We start from the raw sequence: 1,425 nt of genomic DNA on the forward strand, positions 1-1,425 counted from the left end.
AGGGAATATTGGCCGGATTTACGATTATTCAATGGGCTCACTGACACACTGCAGCGGATGGCCGTTTTTCCGGGCAGCTTCGGTCACCTGGTCCACCTTGGTCGCCGCTACGTCCCTGGAAAACACGCCGCAGACGCCTTTGCCGTCCAGATGGATCTTCAGCATGATCTGCGTGGCGGTGTCATGGTCCTTGTTGAAAAACTCCTGGATTACCACCACCACGAACTCCATGGGGGTGTAGTCGTCGTTGAGCAGGACCACCTGGTACATCTGCGGGGGCTTGGTCTTTTGCGGCCGGCGCTCCAATACGACCGACTCTCCCCCATTGCCGTTATCAGGCTTGATAGCCGGGACTGGGGGCTGCACCGGAGAGTTGGGGGATTTGGGAGACTTGGTTGCCATGGAATTCATTCTAGCCACCGATGTAGTCCAGTGCGCCTGATAGGGAAATTGGTGGCGGGAACGCGACATTCAAGCGTGATTTTTTTCCTTTTCTGCGGCCAAGAAAAAAACCGCCGCGGGATTGCTCCCGGGCGGTTCTCGGAAAAACCGGCTGAGCCAGCTTTACATGTGGTCGATCATGACCTGGCCAAAGCCGGAGCAGCTGACCTGGGTTGCGCCTTCCATGAGGCGGGCGAAGTCATAAGTGACCTTCTTGGAGTCGATGGATTTTTCCATCGAGCTGATGATCAGGTCGGCAGCCTTGGTCCAGCCCATGTGGCGCAGCATCATTTCGGCCGAGAGGATTTCGGAACCGGGGTTCACGTAGTCCTTGCCGGCATACTTGGGCGCAGTACCGTGGGTGGCTTCAAACATGGCGACAGTGTCGCTCAGGTTGGCGCCGGGAGCGATGCCGATGCCGCCGACCTGGGCAGCCAGCGCGTCGGACACGTAGTCGCCGTTCAGGTTCAGGGTAGCGATCACGCTGTATTCAGCGGGACGCAGCAGGATCTGCTGCAGGAAAGCATCGGCGATGCTGTCCTTGACGGTGATTTCCTTGCCGGTCTTGGGGTTCTTGAACTTCATCCATGGGCCGCCGTCGATTTCCACAGCGCCGAATTCCTTCTTGGCCAGGGCATAAGCCCAGTCACGGAAGCCGCCTTCGGTGAACTTCATGATGTTGCCCTTGTGCACGATGGTCACGCTGGGCTTGTCGTTGTCGATGGCGTACTGGATGGCCTTGCGCACCAGGCGCTCGGTGCCTTCGCTGGAAACCGGCTTGATACCGATGCCGGAGGTGTTCGGGAAGCGAATCTTCTTGACGCCCATCTCGTCCTGCAGGAACTTGATGAGTTTTTTGGCCTTGTCGCTGCCGGATTCGAACTCGATGCCGGCGTAGATGTCCTCCGAGTTTTCGCGGAAGATGACCATGTGGGTCTTTTCAGGCTCTTTGACGGGCGAAGGAACGCCCTTGAAATACTGGAT

2 protein-coding genes are annotated in these 1,425 nt (G+C 57.7%); both read right to left on the bottom strand.

Annotated features, from left to right (window positions below; all coding sequences use genetic code 11):
• Positions 1-24: 24 nt before the first annotated feature.
• Positions 25-402, bottom strand: coding sequence for an ATP-dependent Clp protease adapter ClpS (gene clpS, locus AC1DWI_RS23095; RefSeq protein WP_457280765.1), 378 nt, complete (start codon positions 400-402; stop codon positions 25-27).
• Between the two features lie 162 nt (positions 403-564).
• A partial coding sequence (icd, locus tag AC1DWI_RS23100) for an NADP-dependent isocitrate dehydrogenase (RefSeq protein WP_477725909.1) occupies positions 565-1,425 on the bottom strand: 861 nt, incomplete at its 5' end.

The organism is Polaromonas sp. P3_C2, assembly GCF_056402675.1.

Bases quoted from the DNA above. Each gene is read 5' to 3' on its own strand.
- clpS (WP_457280765.1), bottom strand. From the start codon at position 402: ATGGCAACCAAGTCTCCCAAATCCCCCAACTCTCCGGTGCAGCCCCCA.